Raw genomic sequence first — 19,152 nt, 5'->3', positions numbered from 1 at the left:
CCAGCTACACCGTCAGCGAACGCCTACTTGCCAGGCCGCTCACCACCCCGGACACAGGACGGTTTTGCGCACGCTAGCAGATGGGCAAGCCGCTGTGAATATGTGACATGCCGCACGCAAAATGAACGAATTCAGCGAAGTCGCCTGCCTCGCGCCGGCGATCACTCGAACGGTTCGGACCTCGCTGGATCGCCGACGCCCGCATCCGGATACCGCCCTTGGACAAGCAACCCGGCTTCATGCCGGCTGGAGGCGGGGCTGATACCTCAACGGCATTCCCTCCAGTTGCACGTGCTCTCACGCTACGAAAAACGATCGATCGGCAGGACCCCCGCCCAGTCATTCAGATCGGACACCCCGCCTCTCACAGCTGCCGCCTCGATCTTGTCGCGCACCTGGTCGGACACGGGGAACATCCGGCTCGGTTGCAATTGCGCGCAAAAATTCAAACATAAAAATTCTGGAGAGCGGGATCGTCGGCTATATCCATCCAGCAACAAGCTCACGCGGCGGGCCAACGCATCGCTGGCAAACTTCCATTGCGGCAACCATACAGGGGTGTCCGGTACCGGCTGCGCCGAGGCCAGCGCTGTCGCGATTTCTTCGTACTGGCTGCAATCCATTGAAACAATCGCGAACAGGCGATTATCGCCCAGGTCGTCCCATGCAAGCAGTTTGAAGTAACAGCACCGGCAGCCGAACGCCCCCATCGAAACCCCTTCCAACGGACCATCGTAGTAGTCCAGCGCGATCACCTTCGGGGAATTTTGCACGGCGGTCTTGCCCATCGCTTTCGGCAGTTCGAACGTTCGTCGACAGCGGGCGTCCGCGTCAATACCCGAGCGGAAACCAAACGCCGCGATTGCTCGCGGCGCCCATGTTCGGGACGACGTGATCGGCATCGAGCGTCCGGATGTCGACATCTTCCACGACAACGTCGATGGCCAAGTCCTGCCGACCTGCAAGCACGCGCTCGCGCAAGATCTGCAATGCATCCAGGCGGTCGTGACCGGTCACGCCGCAACCCAGAGCGAGCGGAGAAAATTCCGGCGGCCCGGCGAAGGTGAACCAGAATCGCTTCATATCCTTCCTATCCTCTCACTCAGCAGTCATCGTTTTTCAAACCCGTACGGATTCGGGAGCGCGGCGCGGCAGGCATCAGTCCGATTCGTCCCGCCCGCCCGCCTCCTGCGAACCAATGCACGAAGCCATCTAAGCGCGAAAAACCGGCCAAGAAGCGAAAGCGAACTTCGCGCTGCGTACGCAGCGGCGGACCATGGCCATCGCCGCAAAACCAGCCGTCGCGGCGTGCGCGCTATCCGGTCGCCATCGATCTGGCCGACCGCGCCTGTCGGCGCTGCGGCCACGAACCCACGACCGCCCCGTCACAATTGTGCAACCAATCTGAAACACCATGAGCGCGACCGGCCCTCCTGGCCCACCGTCCTTCGCCATGCGCCCTTTCCGTGCCCTGATTCTGCCCCTCCTGCTCGCCGCCGCCATGCCGGCGCTGGCTCAATCGGTTTACACCCCGATCGAAAACCGTCTCAGCCCCGAGCAGTTGCGCGAGGTCGCGCTGACTCCGACCCAGCTGCAGACCTTGAACCGGATGCTGCGCGAGGCCGCGGAGAAAGACGCCGCGACGGCGCCCGCGGCGGTCGCGGCCAGCGCCGATCACGAGGCGCCACGGCGCGGCCCGGTGCAGTACATCGGCCTGGACGACCAACCGATCAAGAGCCGGCTCAAGCACGACGTCGCCGGCTGGGAGCCGGGCACGGTGTTCGAACTCGACAACGGCCAGCAGTGGAAGGTGCTCAAGGGCAGCATGAAGCTGCGCAAGCCGATGACCACGCCCGAGATCCTGGTCGTGCCCGGCGTGGCCGGGCGCTGGTTCCTGCAAGTCGACGAGGACCTGCCCAAGGCGCGGGTGTACCGGATCGATTGAGCCGCGCCGTTATTGCTCGTCTTGCGGCTGCAGCGGGCTGTGGTGCCAGTCCAGCGAGGCGATCAGGTCGCGGGCGTCCGGGTCGCATTCGCTGCGGTAGTAGTGCTCGTGCGGCGCCGGGATGCGCACCTCGCCTTCGCTGAAGCCCAGTTCGCGCAGGCGGCGGGCGTATTCGTCGGTCGGCCCGTACGCGTACAGGCGATCGTGGCGGTCCCAGACCACGGTGGCGCGCTGCTCTGGCGAGTGCGCCCACAGGTCGTAGCGCCCGTCGGCGCAGAGGAAGCCGGCGTAGCGGCCCAGCCAGTCGCGCAGTTCTTCGACCGACAGGGGCGGGCTCTGGTAGCGGCCCGGTTGCGCTTCGCCACGCGGCGTATGCAAGACGTACAGCAAGAAATACGGCGGGGCGAGGCATTCGACCAAGGCCAGGAACAGCGCCGGGTCGCTGGCCGGGGAACCGGCCACCACGGCGCCGCCGGTTTGTTGCGGCAGGACGAAGTGAGCCGGATGGCGATAAGGGCGCCAATCGACGCCGTCGAAATGGGACAGTCGGTGCATGCGCAGGCCGGGTGGCGTTTGTCCCAGCCTGTGCATTTGGTCGGTGGACGTCAATTCGAGCCGGCGGCGGTGCAGGCGCCATGAGGTGCGCCTGCGCGGCGATCGCGGTCGCGGCTTACGCCGCTCCTACAAGAGAAAGGTGGACTCAGAAACTGCGCGCGATGCCGACGAAGGCGCGGAACACGCCGTCGGTGTCGTCTTCGATCAGCGGGCTGTCCTGGATTTCGTCGGGCAACGCCTGGTAGTTGAAGTCGGCGATCGCGCGCCATTTCTGCGCGAAGGGCTTGGCCAGGGTGACGCCGACGTGGGGCACGGTGGCGCGGCCGGGGCGGTAGCGGACCACGCCGCGGGCGACTTCCTCGTCGAGGGTGCCGTAGTAGTAGTCGGCCAGGTCCGCGGACAGAACCGACACGCCGACGCTCGGGGTGATCAGCAGGCCGGCGGCCTGCATCGGATAGCGATAGCTGAGGTCGGCTTCGTAGCCGCCGCTGACATCGGCGATGTCGGCGCGCAGGTCGAGCTGCAACTCGCCCGCGGCGCCGCGCCAGCTGGCCGACACGCCGGCATCGACGGCGTCGTCGCGGTCTTCGAGCAAGTCGCGGTCGATGCCGTGCAGGGCCAGGGCGCGGCGGCCGAAGTCGTCGGCGTCCATCGCGTCCAGGCGCCCGGCGAGGAAACCGTCGAGGACGAAGCTCTCGTTCTGCACCAGGTGGTAGCCGGCGGTGATGCCGCGCAGGTAGAAGCGCTCGCCTTCGTAGCCGAACAACGGCACCACCCGGTTGTGCCGGCCTTCGCCGGCGTAGAGCTCGCTGCGGCCGCCGGCGGCGATGCCCAGGCTCCAGTTCGACGGCGCCAGGTCGGCGCGGTCTTCGCCGGCTTCGCGGACCTGGGCGAAAGCGGCCAACGGCAGGCACAGCATCAGCAACGGCAAGGTTTTTAACATGCGCATGTAGAGGCCTCGATGGGGGCGCACGGCGCGATCGCGCGGTGTCGTTCGGCCACGCTAGGTGCCGATTTTTAAGAGTTCTTTAAGCGCGACGGAAAGCGCGAAGCGAAGCTGTGCGCGGCGACACGCTAATGGCGCGCCAGAGTGAATGCACGGCCAATGGGCATGCGGCGCAGACGCGCCGTGCGCTCGCGCACGGTCGCGCGCGCTCAGGTCTCGCCGGCCAGCAGATCGATCAGCGCGCGCGCCGGCGCCGACAGGCCGCGATGCGGCGGGTAGATCAACGAGAACGGCCGCGAGCGGCCGCGCAGTTGCGGCAACACTTCGACCAGGCATCCGCGTTGCAGGCGGTCGGCGACGACGAAGTCGTAGCTTTGGCAGATGCCGACGCCCTGCTCGGCCAGCGAGACCACGCCGAGCACGTCGTCGGACACCAGCAACGGCGCCGGCGGCGTCCAGTCCAGCTCGCGCTCGTTCTCGCGCAGCCACCAGGCAGCGATGCGGCCGGTGCTCGGCATCACGAACGCGATGCAGACGTGCTCGCGCAGCTGCGCCAGGTCCGCCGGCATGCCGGCGCGCCGCAGGTAGTCCGGCGACGCGACCAGGCACAACGCGGCGTCTTCGAGCTTGCGCGCGACCAGGCCGCTGTCGGGCAAGGCGCCCAGCCGCACCGCCAGATCGAAGCCTTCCGCGACCAGGTCGACGTTGCGGTTGGCGATGTTGACCTCGAGCTGCACGCGCGGATGGCGCGCGGCGAAGCGCTGCAGCAAAACCGGCAGGCGGTAGTGGCCGTAGGTGGTCGGCGCGCTGATCCGCACCCGTCCGCTCAACTCGCCGCCCTCGCCCTGGAGATTGCGCTCGGCGTCGTCGATCAGGGCGAACGCGGCGCGCGCCTGTTCCAGGTACAGCCGGCCAGCCTCGGTCAGGCCCTGCCGGCGGGTGGTCCGGCGCAGCAACTGGCTGCCGAGCCGGCTTTCCAGGCGTGCGATCGCCCGGCTGATCACCGAGGGCGTGGTCGCCAGCGCCACCGCCGCCGCGGTCAGCGAGCCATGGTCGACCACGGCGACGAAGGCCTCGACATCGCCGAGGTGGTCGTAGCGACGGCTCATTTTTGCCTCTGCAGCACGAATGATTTCCCGACTTGGAAGTTTATCGCCGCACAAGCGCGCAATACAGTGGCCCCACTCCCAACAAGGCCCCGTCCATGTCCCCCGCTTCCTCCCGCCCGGTGTTGTTCGTGCTGACCAGCCACGACCGCAAGGGCGCCACCGGCCAGCCTACCGGCTACTACCTCGGCGAAGTCACCCACCCGCTGGCCGAGCTCGACGCGGCCGGGATCGCGGTCGAGTTCGCCTCGATCCTGGGCGGCGAGCCGCCGGTCGACGGCCTGGACCTCGACGATCCGATCAATGCCGGCTACTGGAACGACCCGGCCTTCCGCCGCTCCATCGCGACCACCCAGCGCCTCGACCGGGTCGACGCCGCGGGCTACGCCGCGGTGTTCTTCGCCGGCGGCCACGGCGCGATGTGGGACTTTCCGGGTAGCACCGCGGTGGCGCGGGTCGCACGCGAGATCTACCAGGCCGGCGGCGCGGTCGCCGCGGTCTGCCACGGCCCGGCGGCGCTGGTGAACGTGGTCCTCGACGACGGCACGGCGCTGGTCGCGGGCAAGCGCGTGGCCGCGTTCACCGACAGCGAAGAACGCGCGGTCGGGCTCGAACACGTGGTGCCGTTCCTGCTCGCCGGCGCCCTGGGCGAACGCGGCGCCTTGCATCAGCCCGCGCCGGACTGGACCGCGCAGGTCGTGGTCGACGGCCGCCTGATCACCGGCCAGAACCCGCAATCGGCCGCCGGCGTCGGCGCCGCGCTGCGCGATCGCGTATTGGCCGACGCCTGATCGCCACTCTTCTCCAGCAGGAATCTTCCCGATGACATCCGTTTCCAAGCTGAGCCTCGCCCTGGCTCTGTCGCTCGCCGCCAGCGGCGCCCATGCGGCCGACGTGCTGGTGGTGCTGTCCGATGCCGACCGTCTCGAGCTCGAGGACGGCAAGACCTTCGCCACCGGCTTCTACCTCAACGAGCTGATGCAGCCGGTCAAGCGCCTGCTCGACGCCGGCCACCGGCTGACCTTCGCCACGCCGCAAGGCCGCGCGCCGACCCTGGACCGCAACTCGGTCGATGCGATGCATTTCGGCGGCGACGCCGCGGCGCTGCGCGAGCACCAGGCCCTGCTCGACCGGCTCGCGCTGACCTCGGCCGAACGCTCGCCGGTGCTCAGCCTGGCGCGCATCGAGCAGCAAGGCTACGGGCGCTTTGATGCGGTCTACATCCCCGGCGGCCACGCGCCGATGCAGGACCTGCTGCACGACCCGGCGCTGGGCCGCCTGCTCGCCGACTTCCACGCCCGGGCCAAGCCCACCGCCTTGGTCTGCCACGGCCCGATCGCGCTGTTGTCGACCCTGCCGCAGGCGTCGGCCTTCACCGCCGAGCTCGCCTCCCGCGGCCGGGCCATCGCGCCGGCGCAGTGGATCTACCGCGGCTATCAAGTCACGGTGATCAGCAACCAGGAAGAAGAGATCGCCAAGCCCCAGCTCGGCGGCGGGCGGATGCGGTTCTACCCGCAAACCGCGCTGGAACAGGCCGGCGTCGTCTATCGCAGCAACGCCCAGCCGTGGACGGCGCAGGTGGTGGTCGACCGCGAACTGATCACCGGCCAGAACCCGGCCTCGGCGATGGGCGTGGCCGATGAGTTGCTCAAGCGCCTGAAGTAGGCCGCGACGGCAGCGGTCGCCGCCGCGTCCGCATCACAGGATCGAGATCCGCAGCTGCCGCAAGCGCTGCGGATCGATCACGACCTCTATCCCGGCGATGCGCTCGCCGGCGACGGCGAACAGGAATGCGCCGCGCACCGTGCCGCCCGGCGCCCACACCGCGCCGGCCGCGCCATCGATCAGCGCCGGCTGCGCCGCCCGGGCGCGGCCGTTGAAAGCTTCGGCCACCGCCTGCGCGCCGCGCGTCCGCGCGGCCAGTGTCGGCGCGCCGTCGGCCTGGCGCGCGGCGCTGGCCAGCACCGCGGCCGGATCGGCGCGCAGCACCACGTCCGGATCGAGCACGGCCAACAGGCCGGCGAAGTCGCCGTTGCGCGAGGCGCAGAGAAAGGCATCGACCACACGACGCTGGCGCGAAGGATCGGCCGGCGCCCGATGGGGTTGGTTGGCGCGTTCGCTTGCGCCTTCGCGTTCGCTCGCCGCGGCGCCCTGCACCCGGCGCCGCGCGCGGCTGGCCAGTTGGCGCGCATTGACCGCGCTGGTGCCGACGATCGGCGCGATCTCCTCGAACGAGACCGCGAACAGATCGTGCAGGACGAAAGCCAGGCGCTCGGCCGGGTTCAAGGTCTCCAGCACCAGCAGCAAGGCCGGGCCCATCGCGTCGGCGAGCAAGGCCTGTTGCTCGGGGCCGGGTTCGGCGCCCGCGTCGGCCTCGCCCGCGTCCGGTTCCCAGTCGATCGATTCTTCGCGCCGGGTCTTGCGCGCGCGCAGCGCGTCCAGCGACACCCGCGCGACCACCGTGGTCAGCCAGCCGGCCAGGTTCTCCACCTCGCGCGTGTCGGCGCGGCTGAGCCGCAGCCAGGCCTCCTGCACCGCATCGTCGGCTTCGCTGGGCGAACCGAGCATGCGCAGGGCCACTGCGCGCAAGTGGCTGCGCTGGCTTTCGAACTGCGCGGCCAACCAGTGGGCATCGTGCATGGAGCGATTCCGGTAGGGGTTCCCAGGTTCGACGCGGCAGCGCGCGCAAACGTGACAAGCGCGATGCGGCGCACCGGCGGGCCACCTTATCGGCGCCTGCTCCACTGCGCCAGCGACGCGCCGCAGCTTGTCACGTTTGCGCGCCCTGCCGCGTCGGACCCGATGTCGGCGCCTCGCGCAGCCCGCCGACAGCCGCCACGCCGCCGCTGTCACGTTTGCGCGCCGCGATCCGTCAGCCCGTCGAAGCGGCGCGGTCGCGCCGATTCCGATGCGCTACGACCCCACCCCACCGAACAGGAGCGAACCCATGCAGATCCAGGCCCGTATCAACCACCCGGCCCTCATCCACCAGGACACGATGCAGGCGCTGTGGGCGCTGAAAGCCTCGGTCGAACACAAGGGCGTCAGCGCGGCCACGCTGGCGCTGATCGAACTGCGCGCCAGCCAGATCAACGGCTGCGGCGCCTGCGTGGACATGCACGCCAAGATGGCCAGGAAGGCCGGCGAGAGCGACGAACGCCTGTTCGCGGTCGCGGCCTGGCGCGAGGCGCCGTATTTCGATGCGTCCGAGCGCGCCGCGCTGGCCTTGGCCGAAGCCCTGACCCGGATCAGCGACCGGCCGGATGCGGTCTCGGACGAGGTCTGGGACGAAGCCGCGCGCCACTACGACGAGGCCGCGCTGGCGGCGCTGGTGGTGGCGATCGCCAACATCAACGTCTGGAACCGCCTCAACGTCGCCGTGCGCCAGCCGGTCGGCGCCTGGAAGGGCTGAGGCCGCAAACGCGAACGGCGGCCCGCAGGCCGCCGTTCGCGTCGCCGCCGATAGGTCCGACGACGCCTCAGCTCATCACCGCGCGCCGGGTTTCGGCCTGCTGCGCGACGGCCTGCTCGGCTTGCGCGGCGGCCGGGGCCGGCGGCGGCGTCGACACGGCGCGGTCCTGGTCGAGGAACACCCGGCGATGGCCCGGGTCTTCGAGCGCGCCCTGGACGACGAAGAACCCGCTGCCGTCGCGTCCCGGCACCACGTGGTCGATCCGCTCCAGGCCGTTGGCGCGCGCGTCCAGAGTCGCGTGCGCGGCGGCATTGCGCACGCCTTGCTCGCCGCGGAATTCCAGGCCTTTGCCGTCGAGTCCCTGCAGGCCGTGCAGCGCCTGATCGTACATCGCACGATGCGAATGGCCCGGTTGCGCCCAATCCGCGGCGGCGGCCGTGCGCACCGGCGCTTCCGGCGCATCCAGGGCCGCGCCGCGGCGCTCGGGGTAGGCCATTTCCTGCGCCTTGATCACCGCTTCGATGTAGTGCACGTCGATGCCGTGCTTGATCCCGTTGCCCGGGATCATCCGCCGCCAGAACGATTGCGGATCCGGATCGGGCAGTTCGATCTTGTGCCCGACCGCATCGGGCATCGCCCATTTCAGCGGAATGCTGTGCTCCTGCAGATCGGTCAGGATCTCGTTCTTGACCGCGAAACGGCGGATCTGGCCGTTGTGCGCGACCTCTTGCTTGGCCGCGTCGGCGTCGATGCCGATCCGCTCCAGGGTCTTGTCGTGCACGCCCGACGCGTTGAAGGTCACCGCCGGAATGCCGGTGCTGATCGAGGCCGCGCCGGCGAGACCGCCACCGAGCGAATGGCCGGTGATCGCGACCTGGTCGCCGAACGCGATCTTCGCCTCGCGCGCCAGGGCGATGGCCTGGTTGTACTGCGCGTCCTCGAAGCCCAGGCCCTGGCGGAAATTGGTCAGCCAGTCCTTGCCTTCGTCGGTGCCGGAATACGCCAGCACGTAACGGCCCTGCTCGTCGCCGTAGATGCGGGCGCGGAAACCGCTGTCCGGGTTTTCCAGCGAGGCCGGGTCGATGCCGGCCTTGAGCAGCTGATCGGCGCTCAGCGGCTTGAAGCCGTCGGCGCCGGGGCCGAGTTCGTACAGATCGTCCATCAGCCGCGCCATCGTCTTGTCGATCGGCTTGGCGTCGAGGCCGCGGACCTGGTCGGCGAACGAAGGCTCACCGTTCGTGCGCTGGGACTGCTCGCTCATGATTCTTTCTCCCTGAATCCCTGAAACCCGGGCGAAGCCGGGCTCCGTATCTCCCTAGGCAGGCTCGCGCCGCGCGCCGCAACCGGCGACGTCGCGCGCGGCCGGATCAACCGTTTTCCAGCGCGTGGCCGCGATCGCGCATCCACGCCACCAGCGCATCGCGGTCGCGACGCGCCGACGCGCTCAGCACGCTCGGCGGAGTCATGAACAGATAGCGCTGGAAGGTCACGCTCTGGGCGTTGCGCGGCGACGGATCCGCGCCGGCCTGCAGCAGTTCCAGCGCGGCGCCGGGCTGGTTGGTCTTGGCCGCCACGTGCAGGGCGGTGTTGCCCATGCGGTCGGCGCGGTCGACGGCGGCGCCGGCGATCAGCAAGCGCTTGAACTGCACCGAGCGGCCGCCCATCAGCGCCGAGCTCAACGGGGTCATGCCGGTTTCCGCATGCGCGGTATCGGGATCGGCGCCGTACTCGAGCAAGACCTCGAGATAGCTCGGGTCGTTGGCCATCGCCGCCATATGCACCACGGTGCTGCCGTCGATCCCGGGCTGGGCCGGATCGGCGCCGAGGTCGAGCAGGCTGCGCAACCCGACCGGGCTCTTGTTGAGCACCGCCCATTCGAGCAGGGTCACGTTCTTGTCGCCGCGCACGCGCAGGTCCACACCTGCGGCTCGTCGACGGATTTCGGCGGCATCCCCTTCGGCCACCGCTTCGGCCAGATCGGCCACGGCCGGATCGGCGAATATTTCGCGCACGTCTACTACCACTGTCATCTTGCACTCCTCCTGAGCACTGCCGGATCTACCCCTGGCGCCCGCCGCGGGCGGGCAACGAACGAATCCAACGACGCGCACGGAGCGTCCCCTGAGCCGCGTCGTCCCCGACATACGGCCACGTACCGTGGCGAGTCGAGCCTAGCAAGAAGCCGATGACCGCGCAGCCGCGGCGGACCTGGGTCACAAAACGACACCGAGCCATGGCCGCAAGGCCGAGGCGTTTACGTGCCGGCGCGCCGCCGTCCCGGCCCGTCCGGCGGCGCCGCGCCGGCGCCGTCAGTCCGCGCGCAGATGCAGTCGGAAGCCTTGCGCGCCGGGCGTTTCCAGACCCGGCTTCAGGCGCAGGGAGGGCAGCTCGTAATCGCCCGCGTTCTGCTGCCGGAACGGAATCGGCGCCTGGCTCCACAGGCCGTCGAGGCGCTCGTGCAATTGCGCGCGCAGTTGCTCGAACTGCGCCGCATCGACGCGTTCGCTGCGATAGACCACGAACGAAGGCAGCACTTCGAAACCGGGGTAATGCAGCACGCCGTGGGTGATCGGAAACAGGATGTCGTCGATGCAGCCGTTGATGCCGCGCGCGCTGTAGTGGTCGCGCCAGCCGCCGGCGGTCACCGACAGCATCGCCCGCTTGCCGGCGAACGAGCCTTCGCCGTAGCGGTCGCCCCAGCGCCGGTCGGAATGCTCGCCGACGCCGTAGGCCAGGCCGAAGGCGTAGACGCGGTCGATCCAGCCCTTGAGGATCGCCGGCATCGAGAACCACCACAGCGGGAACTGCAGGATCACCGCGTCGGCCCAGCGCAGCTTGTCCTGCTCGCGGCGCACGTCCTCGGTCAGGGCGTTGTCGGCGTAGGCGCGGCCGGAGGCGGCGATCACCTGCAGGCGCCGGTCCGGATCGTGCTGCGGGAAGTCGCCGGCATCGATCGAGGTCTTCCAGCCCTGCGCGTACAGATCGGTCACTTCGACCTCGTGGCCGGTGGCGAGCAGGCGCTCGACGGTCGCGTCCTTGAGCGCGCCGTTGAGCGATTGCGGTTCGGGATGGGCGTAGACGATCAGGACGCGTTTCTTGCGCGGCGAGGCATCGGTGGAGGCGGTGGAAACGATCGACATGACGGCGTGGCCTGGATGAGGGAAGGCCAGGTTATCGCAGCGCATAACGCCGCAGTGACGTATTTTAATCGCCTTATTGAGGATCATTTGGAACCAATCGACTTGGCGATTGGGCTATGCCCGGCGAATCGGCTTGCCGGGTCACTCATGCGTTGCGGTGGGTACCACTTTGATGCGGATGCGACAGTCCTGCCATCGCTCCTCCAGGCCCGGGCAACACAAGCCTGGCACCCAGCTGCCGGGCGTCGAGTCGATGTGGTTGAGCCGATGCCGACTAGCCGAGGCTCGGGCCGCTTCGCTGCTGGTTCTGGGTCAGCGATCGCTCGCGTTCCTGCTCCTGGGCGATGGCTTGATTGGCGAGCGCCAGCTTCTGGTCCGACTGTTCGACCGGCGTCTTCAGCGCCTGCTCGACGGACACGAAGGCTCGCTTGCTGGCCGGGTCGTCCAGCTTGCCCTCGACCGCGAACATATTGCCGGTCGGGCCAGGAACCACATGGTCGACTCGGCTCAACGCGTTGGCCGCCAACGAGTAGTCCTTGCCAGGGTGCATTTCCCGATTGTCCTTGCAGGCCGCCAACAAGCACCGGCTGATACGCTCGCTGCCCTCGTCGTAGGGCTTCCCGATGCGGGCGTCAGCGGCCCGCATTCCCTCGCGAATCTGCTCCAGCATGCCGCGATCAGGGTGCGTGGGCTGGTCCGGCCCGGACGCCGGCTTCTGTGCCGGGGCGTCCTGCGCGGGCCGGTTCAAGTTCGGGAACTCGGCACGAACCGCGCGCTCCTCGGCCTGGACTCGCGAGGCCATGCTCGGCAGGACGGCTTCGGTCATCAGATGGCGTTCGATGCCCTCCGCGCCTTGGGTGTGATAGCCGTGAGCGAAGCGCCCGATCTGCACCAGATCTACCAGGTTGGTGTTGGCTTGAATCCCCGCCACGCCGCCAGCCGCTGCGCCGATGCCTGCCCCAACCAGGGGGGCGTGACGCGACATGTCGCCAATGGCGCGGCTGCCCGAGTCGAGCGCGGCGTCCGCCTGCTGGCCGCTGCCGGCGATCACGGCCCTCTGCGAGCCCTCGACCACGACCTGCACCCGCTCCAAGTCCACGACGCGGTCCGAGGTGGCCTGGCGGATTCCGGAGGCATCCGATTGGGCCTCGGAGCGCGCCTGGGCCGCTTCTACCTGATTGCGCGCGTGCGCCACCTGCCCGCCCCGCTCCACGTTGGCTGCTGTGTCGTTGGCCCAGCGTTGCATGCCGTCAGGCAGCACGTCCAGATCGCCGATACCGCGCAACAGGCCGGCCCCGGCTTGCGCGCCGCGCAGTTGCACTTCGCCCTGCACGGTGTCGATGGCGGCTTCCACCCGGCCTGCGGCGACGCGCGCTTGGGCGGCCCCTTCGCCGGTAAGCCGGACGCCAGCTTGCACCGCTGTGTGCTGGACGCCGGACACGACATCCGCGAAGTCGGCGGCCTTGGCCGTCGCCGTGCGCACCAGGTCGCCGCTGGCGTCCAGGTTTGCCGCGGCCATATCGCCCGCGGCGGCGGTGGCTTGACCCGCCACGCGGCCCACGCGCGCGCCCTGGGTGGTGATATAGGCGGTCTCCAGCACGGGGGCGGCGAAGTTGGAAATCTCGGTCAGGGTCAGGCGTTGCTCGCGGTCGGCGAGGCTGCCGTTCTCCCATACTTTGACGTCGTCGAGCGGTGCGACGCGTCCGGCCGCCAGGGGCAGGTCGCGCAGCAGTTGATTCGTATCGCCTTCGGCCAGCGTCTTGACGAACTCGCGTACCGAAGGTTGCGCGTGGCGCGGCAACATAGCGCTGAGTTGCGTGGTCAGAACCTCTCGGCCTTCGGGAACGTCCTGCAACAGTTTGCAGGTCTCCCGCAGCACTCCGGCCAACTGAGCGCGATGAAGCGCATCGAGCCGGTCGATGTTGTGCTGAACGCCGTCGTTCAGCAGCTCGCCCTTGATCTGATAGGAAACCACCGAGCGGGACGTGTCGTGGACCTGCGTTCCAGGGTTCTCGCGAGCGAAGCGCCGGGCCGTCTCCGGGTGCAGGCCGGCCGCATTCCAGGTCGTCGCGGGATTGCCGGTTACGGCCGACATCGCCGAGGCCATGCCACCGCCGAGGGAGTGACCGGAGTACTCGGCGACAAGGCCATAGAATTCCATGGTCGTTGCCAGCTCCATGGCGCGGTCGTAATAGTCTGTTTTCAGCCCGACCGACTGCGGAAAGTTGTTGGCGATGAAGTCTTCATTCGTCGTGCCATAGAGCTTGCCGTCTTTCCCCATCACCTCACCGGCGGAGCCCTTGGGTACGATCACCGGCTTGTAGCCGGGGCCAAGGATGCTCGGGTCGGGCAAGTAGATCTCAGCGCGGAAGCCTGACTCCCCGGGCTTGAGATAGTCCAAGAGCTGCTCATTGCTCAGCGCACTGAGCGCGGGGGCCGCTTCGCGCAACTTGTCGAGGTGTTCGCTGGCGCGAATCCAGCCCGGCGGCGGCTGGGTGCGTTCATCCGGGGCTCTCGGCTCCATCGCCGACAAGTAGGTGTCCTTCGCCAGCACGGCCATGTTGTCGGCATGGTAAGTGCGTTGCAGCTCGTCGGCACGGGCGACTGCGGCCGGGTCACCGCTTTCGCGCAACTGCTTCAGCAGCGCTTGGCGCTCTTTGAGGGCTTCTACGGAGGGAAACATGGTGACTCCTTGTCGGTTCTAGCGAGTGCTTACAGCAGGGGGATGTCTTTCTCTTCGTCCGGGTAACCGAACGCTTTGCGCATTCTGCGCAGGCGGTCAGGCATCGGAGGGCGGTTGTACCCGTGTGCCAATAGCCATTGCTGGCACTTCTTTTGCCACTCCGTGAATCCGGGCTTGCTTGGGTACCAGAAGATGTTCTCAATAACGGGGGTGCGCTCGGGTGGGATGTCGGGTGGGAGCGCGACTGCCGTAGTTGGATCAGCGCCATGCTCCAGAAGCCAGAGCACCTGCTGAAATCCGCCGAGTCCGGCGAAGTCGGCCAGAATGGTCGATCCTTTGCTGCGAGCGTTAACGTCCGCTCCACGCTCAACCAGAAGCTTGACGTTCGGCCATCCGCCGCCGCCTAGAATGGATTGCTCAAGCAGTGTCTCGTCATTCGAGTTGCGGGTATTCGGGTCGCCGCCGTGATCGAGCAATATCTTTAGATAAATGGGGTCTTTCGCCTTGGCTGCCCACACCATGGCGTTGTTGTTGTTGCGCATGCCGCGATCGGTGGTCATCGAGCGACGCATCGCATTGGGATCGGCCCCGTTCTTCAGCATCTCCCGCAGGCCTTCTGGACTCTCCGTGATGACCGGCCAGGCCAAGAGCGGATAGCCCTCAGGGGAGAAGATTTTGTCCGGGTCGACTCCTTCGGCCTTCATCAAGCGCCGAACTTCCTCCAGCCGGCCAAACTCCGACGCGACCGCGAGCGCTTGCGCCTTGGGCTGATTCGGGAACCAATCCGCGACCGGCAACGAGGATTCTTGCGCGGGGGTGTAGGGCGCCAGGCAGCCGGCCAGCAGGCACGCGATCAACAGGCCGGCGAGACCAACCGCAAAAGGACGAAATACATGGGGCAACGACCGGAGCAGGCGGTTCATAGTCATCCGTGAAGTTCGAAGGAGCGAGAGGCGGTCAGCTACGCCGACATGGAGCGGACTCAGACTCCACTATCCCCGTCGCGGCGTCAGTGGACAAGCTTGGCATGGCCGATCCAGATCGTGGGCTCGGGCGCAGATGGCGCGATCGTTGTCGTACAAGCCCCCAAAAAGGCACGCGCAGCGGCAGCTATCGAATGTGGCGATAATGTGCGAATACGCTTGAGCGTTCTTCTGCGCTTTGTCATCGGCTGAACAGTCGACCTGTCCGTGGAAGAGAAATCGTAGGTCGCGCTGTTTTGTGACGCAGCCGCAACGGTTGACACACATGCAGGCGACTGTTCGGAACTCTCTTCACGATCAAGCGCAGCCTTCCTCGTTAGCGATCGCGCGACAGAGGAACCGTGTCACTCGAACCACTCCCGATCGTTCAGCTCGATTCGGATTTTTCCGACGCTGGTTCACGGCGATTGCCTACTCGTCCATGGGTATGCACGGAACGGTGCGCCAAGCCGTATGAACGAAATGCGCATCCGAGCAGCATGGCTCGGATCGGTTCGACGTCGCTGGCCGCCCGGCCCGACTGACCGATCACCGAACCGGGACATATCTGGAGACCGCTCCGCCCGCCTCAGGAAGCGGCACGGTGACTCGAGCCCCAGGGACGGCGGGGGCCAAGCTCGCTTGACCCCCGCCACAAAAAAAGCCCCGCGGATGCGGGGCTTTTTGCAACGCTAAGCCGACCGGGCTCAGGCCCAGAGGTCGTGCAGGACCATGGTGTGGTCGCGGTCCGGGCCGGTGGAGACGATCGCCAGCGGGCAACCGGCCAGCTCTTCCAGGGCGCGCAGGTAGGCGCGCGCGGCCGGCGGCAGCTTGTCCCATTCGGTGATGCCGTGGGTGTTCTCGTCCCAGCCCGGGAACTCCAGGTACACCGGCGTGCACTCGTCCCAGCCGGCCGCGTCCAGCGGCGCGTATTCGGTGCGCTTGCCGCGGTACTCGTAGGCGATGCAGATCTTCAGCGTCTTCATGCCGTCGAGCACGTCGAGCTTGGTGATGCACAGGCCGGTGATGCCGTTGATCGCCACCGCGCGCTTCAGCGCGACGATGTCGATCCAGCCGCAACGGCGCGGGCGGCCGGTGGTGGCGCCGTATTCCTGGCCACGGTCGCGGATGCCCTGGCCGACTTCGTCGTCCAGTTCGGTCGGGAACGGGCCGCCGCCGACGCGGGTGGCGTAGGCCTTGGCGATGCCGAGCACGTAGTCGATCGAATCCGCGCCCACGCCGGTGCCGGCCATCGCGCCGCCGACGGTGGTGTTGGACGAGGTCACGTACGGATAGGTGCCGTGGTCGATGTCGAGCAGCGAGCCCTGCGCGCCTTCGAACAGCACCCGCTTGCCCTGCTTGCGCAGGTCGTGAAGGATGCCGGCGACGTCGGACTTCATCGGCTCGACGTATTCGCCGAAGGCCAGCGCCTCGTCCAGGGTCTTCTGGTAGTCGACCGCTTCCACGCCCAGGTACTGGGTGAGGACGAAGTTGTGGTAATCCAGCGCTGCGCGCAGCTTCTCGGCCAGCTGTTCCGGGTAGTGCAGGTCGGCGACGCGGATGCCGCGGCGGGCGACCTTGTCCTCGTAGGCCGGGCCGATGCCGCGGCCGGTGGTGCCGATGGCCTTGCCGCCGGCGGCCTTTTCGCGGGCCTGATCCAGGGCGATGTGGTAGGGCATGATCAGCGGCGTGGCCGGGCTGATCTTCAGGCGCGAGCGCACTTCCACGCCGGTCGCCTCGAGCTCTTCGATTTCCTTGCGCAGCGCGGCCGGGCTCAACACCACGCCGTTGCCGATCAGGCACAGCGCGCCTTCGCGCAGGATGCCGGACGGAATCAGGTGGAGCACGGTTTTCTTGCCGCCGATGACCAGGGTGTGGCCGGCGTTGTGGCCGCCCTGGAAACGCACGACGGCGCCGATCTGCTCGGTCAGCAGGTCGACGATCTTGCCCTTGCCTTCATCGCCCCACTGGGCACCGAGAACGACGACTGACTGACCCATGACCTTCAAACTCCTGCGCTTGCGGTGATAGCGGCGGTGGCCGCCTGGCGTCCGCTCGCGGCCCAGTCGCAGCCGATGCCGCGCCACAGGGCCATGAACGGAAAAAAGCCGGCGGGGATGGCCCCGGCCGGCTTTTGTGCATTATCCGGGTTTCGGGGGGTCAAGGCCACCCCAAATCGGTCGGATCGTCCGATCGGCCGGCCCGGATCGGCCCGGCGGGCGGGTTTCGTTCATGCTTGCGCCCTCCCCCGCCCCGCCCGCCGGCCCGTCCGTGCGCAAGCCTGTCGGTTAAAACGCGGGCCCGGCCTCATGCCGGGCCCGCCTGCCGCCGGGCGGTCCGACGCGCCCGGCAGCCGCAACCGTCCCGCTCAGCGTCCGCTCTTGCCTCCCTGGCGAGCGTCGACGTAGTCGTCGACGCCGTTCTTGTCCTGGTCCAGGCGGCGGCCGGTGAGCTGGTAGTAGGTGCGCGTGGCCAGCTCGCCGCGCACGTAAGCGCGCTTGTCCGGATCCCAGTAGGTGGCGTTGGGGTCGACCGTATTGGCGGTGAAATAGACCGTGGTCGAGGGGAACAGGTCGATGTTGGTGCCCGGCCGGCAGTCGGCGGTGTCGGGACCGGCGGTGAAGCGGTCGGCCTGGCCCTTCTTGCAGTCCTCCTCGGTGATCACCTCGTAGACGTGGCGCGGCTGGTTGAGCTGGGCGATCGGCAGGCTCAGGCCCTTGCCGCGCGGATCCAGCTTGGCTTCGCGCACCAGGGTGCGGGTGGTTTCCGGCCAGGGCTGGAACGGCTCGCCGAGGAAGTCGGCGATGCGCCCGTCGACCACCATCTGGTCGAGCGCGAGCACGCGCGGCAGCTCCATCACCTGCAGGTCGCGCACCAGCAGCGGCGTGTCGGCGAGGTTGAACACGCCCAGGTTCAAGGTGCCGCCGATGGTGTCCAGGGTGCCGGCGTCGAAGGCGTGCAGTCGCGGGTTCAGCGCCATCGCCACGTTCGACGAATTGCGCAGGGTGATGTCCTTGATCACGATCGGGTTCGGCGTCGACAGGCTGAAGTTGACCCCGGCGAAAGACGCGCCGATGTGGAACTTGACCCCGCCCGGCGCCTGGCCCGGCGCACCCGGCAGGCCGACGCAGCCGCCGGTGCCCCAGCCCGGGTTCGGCGTGCTCCACTTCACCGTGTACGGGTAGTAGGTGCCGCCCTGGAAGGTTTCGGACGGGCCGATCGGGCCGATCACGGTCGGGTTGATCCACGGGCTGTTGCAGCCGGCGTAGGCCCAGTCGATCACCGGCGGCGTCGCCGAGGGATACAGCACGCGCAGCTCCAGGCTGTGCGCGGGCGCGGCGTTGGGATTGACCAGATCCCAGTTCCACATGGTCTGCAGCGACAGGCCGACGTTGGCCGCCAGCACCGAGAATTCGTGGTCGCTGAAATGGCGGCGGTAGCCGGCGCGGTCTTCGGCGGTCAGCGCGCCGCCGGCCGGCATCACATGGTGCTTGTAGGTGTCTTCGCCGGGGCCGACGATGGTGTTGTGGGCCAGGCCGTAGTTGTGTCCGGCCTCGTGCGCGGCGGTGCCGCCGATCGAGTTGGCCCAGCGGTCCAGGGTCGAGTTGGCGCCGTTGAGCGCGCCGCCCGGGCCGCCGGTCCAGTCCTGGTAGGTCTTGCCCCAGACATAGGAATAGTCGATCGCGACCGCATCGCCGGTATCGACCGCCTGGGCCAGGCCGAACAGGCCGTCGGCGATGTCCGACTTGGTCGTCACCGCGACCACGTTGCGGCGCGGGAAGGTCGCCGGCGGCAGGGTCGCGGTCGGCAGCACCTGTACGTTGAATTCGCAGTAGTCCAGCTCGACCACGTGCTTGACCGCGTCGCGCAGCGCGGTGGTGGTGCCGGTGTAGCTGGGCAGGTCGGCGGCGTTGAACGCGGCCGCCGGATTGGTCACCGAACCGGCCGAGAAACCGAACGAGGGGTAGGCGATCGGCGCGGTCGGGAACACCAGGTAGAGTTTGTTGGCCTTGTTGGACGGGTTGTAGGCCGGGCAGGTGGCGGCCAGCGCCGATCCGCTCAGCGACAGCAGGGCCAGGGCGAGTGCGGTCCGACGCAAGTGCAGCGATTCCTTCATGACGCGACTCCGGGTCGTGTGGACGTTCTGGGACGGTGGGATGACTGGCGTCTTGGCGCCGTCGCCGCCGGAGAGATCGGAGGCCGCATGCGTCGTTCGCCGCCGATGGTTCTAGGACCGCGGGCGGGGTCGGCGACAGGGCGAAAACGGGTCGATACCGGGACGACCGGGGAAGGATTCGCAGTCCCGATCGCGAAACGCGGGCAAAGGTGATGCGCTTCTCCGCGCCCTGTTGACCGGCGTCATGGGCGGCGAACGAAAGCGAGCGCGGTCGCGCCGGCGCCGC

General features: G+C 68.2%; 17 protein-coding genes. 4 read left to right on the top strand and 13 right to left on the bottom strand.

Going from position 1 to position 19,152, the window contains the following annotated elements; all coding sequences use genetic code 11:
- Positions 1–302: 302 nt before the first annotated feature.
- Both K4L06_RS13250 and K4L06_RS13245 read right to left on the bottom strand, forming a co-directional pair.
- A complete protein-coding gene (locus tag K4L06_RS13250) occupies positions 303–788 on the bottom strand; it encodes a hypothetical protein (protein ID WP_221671808.1) in 486 nt (161 codons plus the stop codon).
- A 43-nt stretch (positions 789–831) separates the two neighbouring features.
- The gene (locus tag K4L06_RS13245) at positions 832–1,083 is read right to left on the bottom strand and encodes a hypothetical protein (protein ID WP_221671807.1); all 252 of its coding nucleotides are present in this window, start codon (positions 1,081–1,083) and stop codon (positions 832–834) included.
- Positions 1,084–1,453: 370 nt separating this feature from the next.
- Here K4L06_RS13245 and K4L06_RS13240 point away from each other — a divergent pair, with 370 nt between their 5' ends.
- Positions 1,454–1,945: a hypothetical protein gene (locus tag K4L06_RS13240; protein WP_221671806.1), complete on the top strand. Its 492-nt coding sequence runs from the start codon at positions 1,454–1,456 to the stop codon at positions 1,943–1,945.
- Between the two features lie 9 nt (positions 1,946–1,954).
- Here K4L06_RS13240 and K4L06_RS13235 read toward each other — a convergent pair whose 3' ends face one another.
- The 3 genes from K4L06_RS13235 to K4L06_RS13225 all read right to left on the bottom strand — a co-directional run bounded on the left by K4L06_RS13235 (position 1,955) and on the right by K4L06_RS13225 (position 4,555).
- A complete protein-coding gene (locus K4L06_RS13235; protein ID WP_221671805.1) occupies positions 1,955–2,500 on the bottom strand; it encodes a hypothetical protein in 546 nt (181 codons plus the stop codon).
- 145 nt (positions 2,501–2,645) lie between these two features.
- Positions 2,646–3,449, bottom strand: coding sequence for a MipA/OmpV family protein (locus tag K4L06_RS13230; RefSeq protein WP_221671804.1), 804 nt, complete (start codon positions 3,447–3,449; stop codon positions 2,646–2,648).
- Between the two features lie 206 nt (positions 3,450–3,655).
- The gene (locus tag K4L06_RS13225; protein ID WP_221671803.1) at positions 3,656–4,555 is read right to left on the bottom strand and encodes a LysR family transcriptional regulator; all 900 of its coding nucleotides are present in this window, start codon (positions 4,553–4,555) and stop codon (positions 3,656–3,658) included.
- Between the two features lie 95 nt (positions 4,556–4,650).
- Between K4L06_RS13225 and K4L06_RS13220 the strand changes: the two genes are divergently transcribed.
- Entirely contained in the window at positions 4,651–5,343 is a 693-nt protein-coding gene (locus tag K4L06_RS13220) for a type 1 glutamine amidotransferase domain-containing protein (protein ID WP_221671802.1), read from the top strand.
- A 31-nt stretch (positions 5,344–5,374) separates the two neighbouring features.
- The gene (locus K4L06_RS13215) at positions 5,375–6,217 is read left to right on the top strand and encodes a type 1 glutamine amidotransferase domain-containing protein (protein WP_221671801.1); all 843 of its coding nucleotides are present in this window, start codon (positions 5,375–5,377) and stop codon (positions 6,215–6,217) included.
- Positions 6,218–6,250: 33 nt separating this feature from the next.
- Here K4L06_RS13215 and K4L06_RS13210 read toward each other — a convergent pair whose 3' ends face one another.
- On the bottom strand, positions 6,251–7,192 hold the full coding sequence (locus K4L06_RS13210) for a sigma-70 family RNA polymerase sigma factor (RefSeq protein ID WP_221671800.1): 942 nt from the start codon (positions 7,190–7,192) through the stop codon (positions 6,251–6,253).
- A 307-nt stretch (positions 7,193–7,499) separates the two neighbouring features.
- Here K4L06_RS13210 and K4L06_RS13205 point away from each other — a divergent pair, with 307 nt between their 5' ends.
- Positions 7,500–7,964: a carboxymuconolactone decarboxylase family protein gene (locus tag K4L06_RS13205; RefSeq protein WP_221671799.1), complete on the top strand. Its 465-nt coding sequence runs from the start codon at positions 7,500–7,502 to the stop codon at positions 7,962–7,964.
- A gap of 67 nt (positions 7,965–8,031) precedes the next feature.
- Here K4L06_RS13205 and K4L06_RS13200 read toward each other — a convergent pair whose 3' ends face one another.
- The 7 genes from K4L06_RS13200 to K4L06_RS13170 all read right to left on the bottom strand — a co-directional run bounded on the left by K4L06_RS13200 (position 8,032) and on the right by K4L06_RS13170 (position 18,866).
- Positions 8,032–9,225 carry an XVIPCD domain-containing protein gene (locus K4L06_RS13200; protein WP_221671798.1) on the bottom strand — a complete coding sequence of 398 codons (1,194 nt, stop codon included), beginning with the start codon at positions 9,223–9,225 and terminating at the stop codon, positions 8,032–8,034.
- Positions 9,226–9,331: 106 nt separating this feature from the next.
- Complete coding sequence (locus tag K4L06_RS13195; protein ID WP_221671797.1) at positions 9,332–9,994, bottom strand: ankyrin repeat domain-containing protein; 663 nt, start codon at positions 9,992–9,994, stop codon at positions 9,332–9,334.
- 279 nt (positions 9,995–10,273) lie between these two features.
- On the bottom strand, positions 10,274–11,104 hold the full coding sequence (locus K4L06_RS13190) for an NAD(P)H-dependent oxidoreductase (protein ID WP_221671796.1): 831 nt from the start codon (positions 11,102–11,104) through the stop codon (positions 10,274–10,276).
- Between the two features lie 274 nt (positions 11,105–11,378).
- Positions 11,379–13,787, bottom strand: coding sequence for an XVIPCD domain-containing protein (locus tag K4L06_RS13185; RefSeq protein WP_221671795.1), 2,409 nt, complete (start codon positions 13,785–13,787; stop codon positions 11,379–11,381).
- 29 nt (positions 13,788–13,816) lie between these two features.
- Positions 13,817–14,710: an ankyrin repeat domain-containing protein gene (locus K4L06_RS13180; RefSeq protein WP_221671794.1), complete on the bottom strand. Its 894-nt coding sequence runs from the start codon at positions 14,708–14,710 to the stop codon at positions 13,817–13,819.
- A 746-nt stretch (positions 14,711–15,456) separates the two neighbouring features.
- On the bottom strand, positions 15,457–16,749 hold the full coding sequence (locus tag K4L06_RS13175) for an adenylosuccinate synthase (protein WP_221671793.1): 1,293 nt from the start codon (positions 16,747–16,749) through the stop codon (positions 15,457–15,459).
- A 368-nt stretch (positions 16,750–17,117) separates the two neighbouring features.
- Positions 17,118–18,866 carry a hypothetical protein gene (locus K4L06_RS13170; protein WP_221671792.1) on the bottom strand — a complete coding sequence of 583 codons (1,749 nt, stop codon included), beginning with the start codon at positions 18,864–18,866 and terminating at the stop codon, positions 17,118–17,120.
- Between the last annotated feature and the right edge of the window lie 286 nt (positions 18,867–19,152).

The sequence above is a fragment of the Lysobacter sp. BMK333-48F3 genome (assembly GCF_019733395.1).
Classification (GTDB): domain Bacteria; phylum Pseudomonadota; class Gammaproteobacteria; order Xanthomonadales; family Xanthomonadaceae; genus Lysobacter.
This window is presented reverse-complemented; position numbering and strand designations above follow the sequence as displayed.